The sequence below is a fragment of the Pseudomonas caspiana genome (assembly GCF_002158995.1).
Classification (GTDB): domain Bacteria; phylum Pseudomonadota; class Gammaproteobacteria; order Pseudomonadales; family Pseudomonadaceae; genus Aquipseudomonas; species Aquipseudomonas caspiana.
The window spans coordinates 144597-152272 of the sequence record NZ_LOHF01000004.1 but is presented as its reverse complement, the minus strand read 5'-3'; the positions used below and the strand labels follow the sequence as shown (position 1 = coordinate 152272).

Sequence of the window (7676 nt, the reverse complement as noted above, 5' to 3'; positions counted from 1 at the left end):
AACGGGGCGCCTCAGATCAAAATCACAAGCAGATCAAAAGCAGAGCGGAAAGAGCGGTAGGGCTCCGGACCTGTAGGAGTTGTCGGAGGTTACGACGGCGCCGATCACGGTGTACGTGACACACCGCCTCGCAGCCTTCGGCTGTTCCTACAGAAGACCGGTAAGTTCGCACAATCAGGTCGGCTATCAGGCCGCCGCGCTTTTGATTTTGATCTGAGGCGCCCCGTTAAACCACGCTGGCCGAACGCTTCAGGATCTGCGGGCGGGTACACCGAGCGACAGCGAGGTGCCGAGTGGTGGGGCAAGAGCATTTTGGTTACTTTTGTCTGGGCCGGCTTCCGGATCCATCAAAAGTGACGCGCTGTAAAAGCGCAACCAATATCAGCCGTGACCGCAACAATGGATATGTACAAAAATCCATGAAGAATTAAAACCCCTCCCATTGCCTCATCCGCACCCGACAATGCTTCATCGCATTAACAATGTGCTTCTCGACCAGACTATGGGAAATACCCAACCGCTCGGCTATCTCCGGGTGCGACAGACCTTCAAGCTTGCGCAGCATAAAGCTCTCGCGACAGAGCGCAGGCAACTCGGCCAACGCGCGTTGCACCATGTCCAGCCGCTGACCGGTATCGATACTCACCTGTGGCGACGGGCTGAAGTAGCACTCTTCATTCTCGAGGACCTCCAGCGACTCGGTCTGGCGCAACACATTGCGCCGATGACCATCGATGACCAGATTCAACGCAGTGCGATACAGAAATGCCCGGGGCTGCTCGATCGGCGTGGTGCTGGAGCGCTCAAGTACTCGCAGGTAGGTATCGTGGACGATATCTTCCGCCGCCTGGCGATTACCCAGCCGGGCGTTTAGGAAGGACACGAGCTCACGATAGTAGTTTTCCAATATCACCTCTGGCCCGCCGGGTGGCGGCACCTCTCCATGAGCATGATCACCGCTGCGCCCCTGCCAAAAACGGACGAGCAATAATGGCACTTTGAACGCGAGCGCAATCTATAACAATTCTCATCTAGATTTAAAGCAAAGTGTGTAATAAATGTACAAATATTGTGTAACCGCCCCCGCCTCCGCGATCCGTGCTGCTTAATTTCCTGAGCGGTTTTCTCGTCTATTGGGCAGTTCCCCGTTTCTGCCGCTTATTACGGCAGCATCCACTTTGAACACAGTGTGGAACGACGGGCCGATCCCATTGGCCGGAACCCTGCATGAAACGTCTGCGAAGCACCCGACGCGCTGTGTTGATAGCGCTGTGTCTGATCCCCATGGTTGCTCTGGCTGCCTGGCAAGTACTGCCCGACGGTCAGGATAAACTGGCCACCGTGCAAGTGACCCGTGGCGATATCGAAAGCAGCGTTACGGCCTTGGGCACGTTACAACCCAGGCGCTATGTCGATGTAGGCGCTCAGGCCTCCGGGCAAATTCGTACGATCCATGTCGAGATCGGCGACGAGGTTCAGAAAGGCCAATTGCTGGTGGAGATAGACCCGTCCACCCAAACGGCCAGACTCGACGCGGCGCGCTACTCCATTGACAACCTCAAAGCTCAATTACAAGAGCAGCGTGCGCAACATGAGTTGGCGCGGCAGAAATTCCATCGCCAGCAAAGTCTGGCCGCTGGCGGCGCGACCCGTGAGGAGGATGTACAAACCGCCCAGGCCGAATTGCACGCCACTCAAGCGCGCATCGATATGTTCAGGGCACAGATCGCCCAGGCTCAGGCAAGTTTACGCAGCGACGAAGCAGAGCTGGGTTACACCCGGATTTATGCGCCGATGTCCGGCACCGTTGTAGCGCTGGACGCGAGAGTCGGCCAGACCCTCAATGCCCAGCAGCAGACGCCACTGATCCTGCGCATTGCCAAGCTGTCGCCGATGACCGTATGGGCCGAGGTGTCCGAAGCGGATATTGGCCACGTCAAACCGGGCATGACTGCATGGTTCACTACCCTCAGCGGCGGCACCCGACGCTGGAACAGTACGGTGAGGCAGGTATTGCCGATTCCGCCCAAACCTCTCGATCAGATCAGTCAGGGCGGCGGCAGCCCGGCGAGCGCCAATCCTGGTGGCGGCCGGGTGGTGCTCTACACCGTACTGCTCGACGTCGAGAACCCTGACCATGCACTCATGGCGGAAATGACCACGCAGGTATTCTTCGTCGCAGGGCGTGCAGAAAATGTCCTGACTGTTCCCGTGGCGGCACTGCACCGTGATAACCAGCAACGCCCGACCGTTCAGGTTGTCGCCCGCAACGGCGACATCCAGCGTCGCGAGATACGCACCGGCCTCAGTGACCGGCTGCGAGTACAGGTCCTGGATGGGCTCGCTGAAGGTGATCGGTTGCTGATCGGCCCCGCTGCAGGGACGGGAGGCTGAATGCAAACGCCGCTGATTGACCTGCAAGATATCTGCAAAACCTATGGCGGCGGGGACACGCCAACAGTGGATGTACTGCGCGGCATCAACCTGTCGATTCACCCTGGCGAGTTTGTTGCCATTGTCGGTACTTCCGGCTCAGGCAAGTCGACGCTGATGAATATTCTCGGCTGCCTTGATCGTCCGACATCAGGCAATTATCTATTCGCCGGTCAGGCTGTGGCATCGCTGAGCAGCGACGAGTTGGCGTGGCTAAGGCGCGAAGCGTTTGGCTTTGTGTTTCAGGGTTATCACCTGATTCCGTCCAGTTCCGCCCAGGAGAACGTCGAGATGCCGGCTATTTATGCCGGGCTTCCTGCTGCCGAACGCCACATCCGTGCTGCCGCACTGCTCGAGCGTCTGGGCCTTGCCAGTCGCACCGGCAACCGCCCTCATCAGTTATCCGGCGGTCAACAGCAACGGGTGTCCATCGCCCGCGCCTTGATGAATGGCGGTCATATTATTCTCGCCGACGAACCGACTGGCGCCCTCGACAGCCACAGTGGTGCAGAGGTCATGCTGCTGCTGGACGAACTGGCGCAGCAGGGTCATGTGGTCATATTGATCACCCATGACCGGGAAGTGGCGGACCGCGCCAAGCGCGTGATCGAGATTCGCGACGGCCTGATCATCAGCGACACCGCTAACGCCGAACCCGCTCAGCAAGGCCCGGTCAATGGCGCTTTGCAGGCGATTGATCTGCGTCAACGGCTGAGCGACGGCAGTAGCCCGAGTGGTGCCTGGAAAGGTGAGCTGATCGACTCGATTCAGGCCGCATGGCGAGTCATGTGGATCAACCGTTTCCGTACGGCCCTGACCCTGCTGGGCATCATTATCGGCGTCGCATCGGTGGTGGTCATGCTCGCCGTAGGGGAAGGCAGCAAGCGACAGGTCATGGCGCAGATGGGCGCGTTTGGCTCGAACATCATTTACCTCAACGGTACTGCGGCCACACCCCGCGCAGCCCCTGGCATTATTAGCCTCGCTGACGTTGCCGCACTTGCTACCCTGCCTCAGGTAACACGGGTCATGCCGGTCAACGGCGGCAAGGCAAGCGTACGCTTTGGCAGTGTCGACCAGCGGGTATACGTCGGCGGCAGTAATACTTCGTTTTCGGGCATTTTCAATTGGCCGGTGGTTCAGGGCAGTTACTTCACCGACGCCGATGAAACGAGTGCCGCCCCTGTCGCTGTGATTGGCGAAAAGGTCCGTGAGAAATTCTTTGGCGAGGTGGACCCACTGGGCCGCTTCATCCTGATCGAAAACGTGCCCTTTCAGGTGATCGGGGTGCTCGCCGCCAAAGGTGCCAGTTCTGGCGAGCAGGACAGCGACATGCGGGTCATGATCCCCTACTCCTCTGCCAGCGTCCGGCTGTTTGGCAATCGCGATCCGGAATATGTCGTGATCGCTGCGGCGGACGCCCGCAAGGTCAAGGAAACCGAGCAGGCGATCGATGAACTGATGCTCAAGCTGCACAACGGCACCCGCGATTACGAACTGACTAACAACGCCGCGATGATCCAGGCAGAGGCCCGGACCCAGAACACGTTGTCGCTGATGCTGGGCTCGATTGCAGCCATCTCGCTGCTGGTGGGCGGTATCGGCGTGATGAACATCATGCTCATGACCGTTCGCGAACGCACCCGGGAAATTGGCATTCGCATGGCCACCGGTGCTCGTCAGCGGGACATATTGCGTCAGTTCCTCACCGAAGCCGTGATGCTTTCAGTGGTGGGCGGGCTGACCGGTATTGCCCTGGCCCTGCTGCTCGGTGGCGCATTGCTGCTGAGCAAGGTCGCGGTGGCATTTTCCGTATCGGCCGTGATCGGCGCTTTCGGCTGCGCCCTGGTGACCGGAGTGCTGTTCGGCTTCATGCCTGCGCGCAAGGCTGCGCGTCTCGACCCGGTGACGGCCCTTACCAGTGAATGAGCGATCAATGAAACCCGCCTTGAGTCTGCTGACCATGTGCCTTGCCCTGGCGGCATGCAGCCAAAACCCGACACCTCCAGACAGCGGTATTGCAGCTCCTGCTGCCTGGCAGCAAGCCGCGCACATCGCGGATCAGGCAGACAACCGACTCTGGTGGCAGCACTTCAGCAGCCCGGAACTGGACACGCTGATCACTCAGGCACGCGCAGGCAGCTACGACCTGGCTGCCGCCATGGCCAGAGTGCGTCAGGCTCAGGCCTCAGCAGTCATCGCCGGAGCGCCACTGTTGCCGGAATTCAACGGCAACCTCACCAATAACCGGCAAAGCCTGATCAGCGGTGAGGGCTACCGGCAACTGGATGTGGATAAATACGACCGCAATGCGGAGTACTTCGACACCTCGCTGGTCGCCAGTTACGAGGTGGACTTCTGGGGCGGCAAGCAGGCTGCCGTGAACAGTGCCGAGAACAGCTTGCGGGCCAGTGAATTCGACCGCTCGACCGTGGAGCTGACGTTGCTCAGCGGTGTCGCCAATACTTATCTGCAAGCGCTGGCCTTACGCGCTCAAGCGAGCATCGCCGAACTTAATCTGGCCAATGTCGAGCGGGTTATGCAACTGGTGCAGACGCGCTACCAATCGGGATCGGCTACGGCTCTTGAGCTCGCCCAGCAGAAAAGCCTGGTGGCGACTCAACAACGCCAACTGCCCTTGCTCAAACAACAGGCTCAGGAAGCACTGATCAGTCTGGCGACTCTGCTCGGGCAACCGGTCCAGAACCTGCGCGCACTGGACGCCGAATTCGAACGTTTGACCAGTCCGGACATTGGTGCTGGCGTGCCGAGTGAACTGCTCGGCAGACGGCCCGACATCGCTGCAGCTGAAGCGCGATTGTCGGCGGCGCAAGCGGATGTTCAGGTGGCTCGGGCAGCGATGCTGCCCAAAGTCACCCTGACCGCGACACTCGGCTCGGGTGCCGACAAGGCTCATGACATGCTGCAGAATCCGTTCTATAACCTCACCAGCGGACTCGTGGCACCGATCTTCAACAACGGGAGGTTGAGGGCCGAGCGCGACAAGAGCGTCGCCAAACAGCAGGAGTTACTGGAGAACTATCGCGGCGCGATCATCAACGCTTTCGCTGACGTAGAAAAAGCCCTGAACAGCATCGACGGCCTAGACCAGCAGCACCGCTGGCAGCACGAAGAACTTCATCAGGCCCAGCGCGCTTTTGACATCGCCGAAACCCGCTATCGAGCAGGCGCCGAAGACCTGCTCACCGTGCTGCAAACCCAACGCACGCTTTATGAAGCGCAGAACCTCAACGTCCAGTTACGCTTGTCGCGCCTGCAAGCGAGTGTGGCGCTTTATAAAGCCTTGGGGGGTGGGTGGAAAACGGACGCGTTGCAATAGATACACTGCCGATTCTGAATTGGAATGCATGTGGGAGCTGAGCTTGCTCGCGATAGGACTGGACGCGGTTCACTTTAGATCGCGTCTAGCCCTATCGCGGGCAAGCCCAGCTCCCACATAGACCCCGTAACTGGCTTTACATCGCCAGAGAGACTGCCCTCCCTGCTAAAGCCAGTCCTACGCAAAACACCGGTGCCAGGAACCGTCGCAGTCAACCTCCTCCCAACTTCAGATGCCGCGCATACCAAGGCCGTTGCGGCACTCGGCGCAGCAGATCGCTGATGGACTTGTCTTCACCAAAGGTGATGCGCAAAGCGAGCTTCATCACTTCCGGGTCCATTTCCACGGTTTTGCCCGGTATCAGACCCGGCGTGGTGCTGCAGCCATGGGTGCTTGGGCCCAGCCATGGATCAGCCACTTCGACGTAGCGACCCGGCGCGAACCAATGCACGCCTTTGACCTGCATCCGCTGCACTACCCCCGGATGAAAGCGCTCGTGTGCCCGGAACCAGTCTTCGATGCGGTCATCGATCCAGCCATGGAAACGCCAGAACACCGGATTGACATGAGAAGAAAACGGATCGCCCAGAAAGTCATTTTCCGGCTCGAACCAGCGCGACGCAAAATCCGCCTGATTCCTGCCCATTGGCACTGGCCCGCCATTCGATGGATCGCGCGGCACCGTCGCCCAGCGCATGTGTAACCAGTCATGCAGCCCCAACTCCATCTCGGAACCAAACTGCCCGAGGGTCAGTTGCGACAAATAACGAGGATCACGGTAGCGGGATTCCCATACCTCGAAGTTGCTGTGATAAGCCTCGGCATTCTTGATATCGCTGACCCACTGGGTGTATTCAGCATCATCGCCCGCCAGCCAGGTCGGCGGGACGGACGAGCCGTCATGATTATCGAAATATGCGGCGAACCCGGCTCGGTCACGCTCAACATCCGGCTGAGTCAGAGGAAAGCGCCGCCACGATGGCAGGTCCTGAAATTTGCGCGCCTCGCCCAGCATGTGCCGGTGCATGAAGAAAAAATCGATGCCAGAACCGTTGCGATCTTTTTTCTCACCACGGGCGTCACGCTCCTGCTCACGCGGGCCGGGTTGCCAGCCGAGGCCGCGTAACGCATTACGTTTGTCTTCGGACAGCTTGTGCCACTTGTCTCGCGAGGCGTGCCACAACTGGTGGAACAGACGGTGCTCCGCACTGACCATGCTGGCCAACAGGTCTGGATGCAGCGCAATGCGCTCGCGGGCCTCAGGAAACAGTTGCTTGAGGGCGACAAAACCTTTGTTCGTGGCAGGCAGCGCCAGCGGTTGATCCAGGCGCAGCAATTTTACGTTGAGCGTCGCCCGGCCAGCATTGCCGAACCCGGCCCAGACTTCATCCAGCACCACCAGACACTCATATTCGGGATCGCCCGAAACGGAGTCCGAACGTGTCATCCGCCAGCTGAGTTTTCCGCCGTCGGCTTGCACCAGTTCGCCGATCACCTGATAGCGTGGCTCGATGCTGTTATTGCGCAGGTTTTGCGCGGTGTCCAGATAACCGCGCAGACCGCGACCGCGCTGGGCGACATCGAGAAACAGCTCCAGCCCCTCGCGAGGCAAGCCGTCGATTGCGCTGTCACCCTCCACGAATCGAATCTGCCAGACACCCCGCAGCTTGTCCGCCAGTTGCCGCCCGGCCGTCTCCGGCAGGTCCACCGTCGCCTCGCCGGGGGTCACGGGGAACTCCGGCTTCTTCCACTCACGATGAGCGTAATAAACCGCCGGGACCGCTGCCCCGGTCAATGCCAGCCCCGCCATGAAACCGCGCCGAGAAATCGTCATCGCCCTACCTGTGCCAGCCCTGAAGCGGGCTTGTCCAGCTAGTAACGAGGTGTCATGCGGGAAATTTAA

General features: G+C 59.6%; 5 protein-coding genes. 3 read left to right on the top strand and 2 right to left on the bottom strand.

Annotated elements, in window-relative coordinates; translation table 11 throughout:
• Positions 1 to 427 precede the first annotated feature (427 nt).
• Entirely contained in the window at positions 428 to 910 is a 483-nt protein-coding gene (locus AUC60_RS07290) for a sigma-70 family RNA polymerase sigma factor (RefSeq protein ID WP_087265618.1), read from the bottom strand.
• Positions 911 to 1227: 317 nt separating this feature from the next.
• On the opposite strand from AUC60_RS07290, the gene AUC60_RS07285 reads away from it, so the two are divergent.
• The 3 genes from AUC60_RS07285 to AUC60_RS07275 are packed head-to-tail and all read left to right on the top strand — an operon-like array spanning position 1228 to position 5773.
• Positions 1228 to 2394, top strand: a complete 1167-nt coding sequence (locus tag AUC60_RS07285) for an efflux RND transporter periplasmic adaptor subunit (protein WP_087265419.1) — start codon at positions 1228 to 1230, stop codon at positions 2392 to 2394.
• The gene (locus AUC60_RS07280) at positions 2395 to 4362 is read left to right on the top strand and encodes a MacB family efflux pump subunit (protein ID WP_087265418.1); all 1968 of its coding nucleotides are present in this window, start codon (positions 2395 to 2397) and stop codon (positions 4360 to 4362) included. It abuts the gene before it with no gap.
• A 7-nt stretch (positions 4363 to 4369) separates the two neighbouring features.
• Entirely contained in the window at positions 4370 to 5773 is a 1404-nt protein-coding gene (locus AUC60_RS07275; RefSeq protein ID WP_087265417.1) for an efflux transporter outer membrane subunit, read from the top strand.
• A 211-nt stretch (positions 5774 to 5984) separates the two neighbouring features.
• On the opposite strand, the gene pvdP is transcribed toward AUC60_RS07275, so the two are convergent.
• Positions 5985 to 7607: a pyoverdine maturation tyrosinase PvdP gene (gene pvdP / locus AUC60_RS07270; protein WP_087265416.1), complete on the bottom strand. Its 1623-nt coding sequence runs from the start codon at positions 7605 to 7607 to the stop codon at positions 5985 to 5987.
• Between the last annotated feature and the right edge of the window lie 69 nt (positions 7608 to 7676).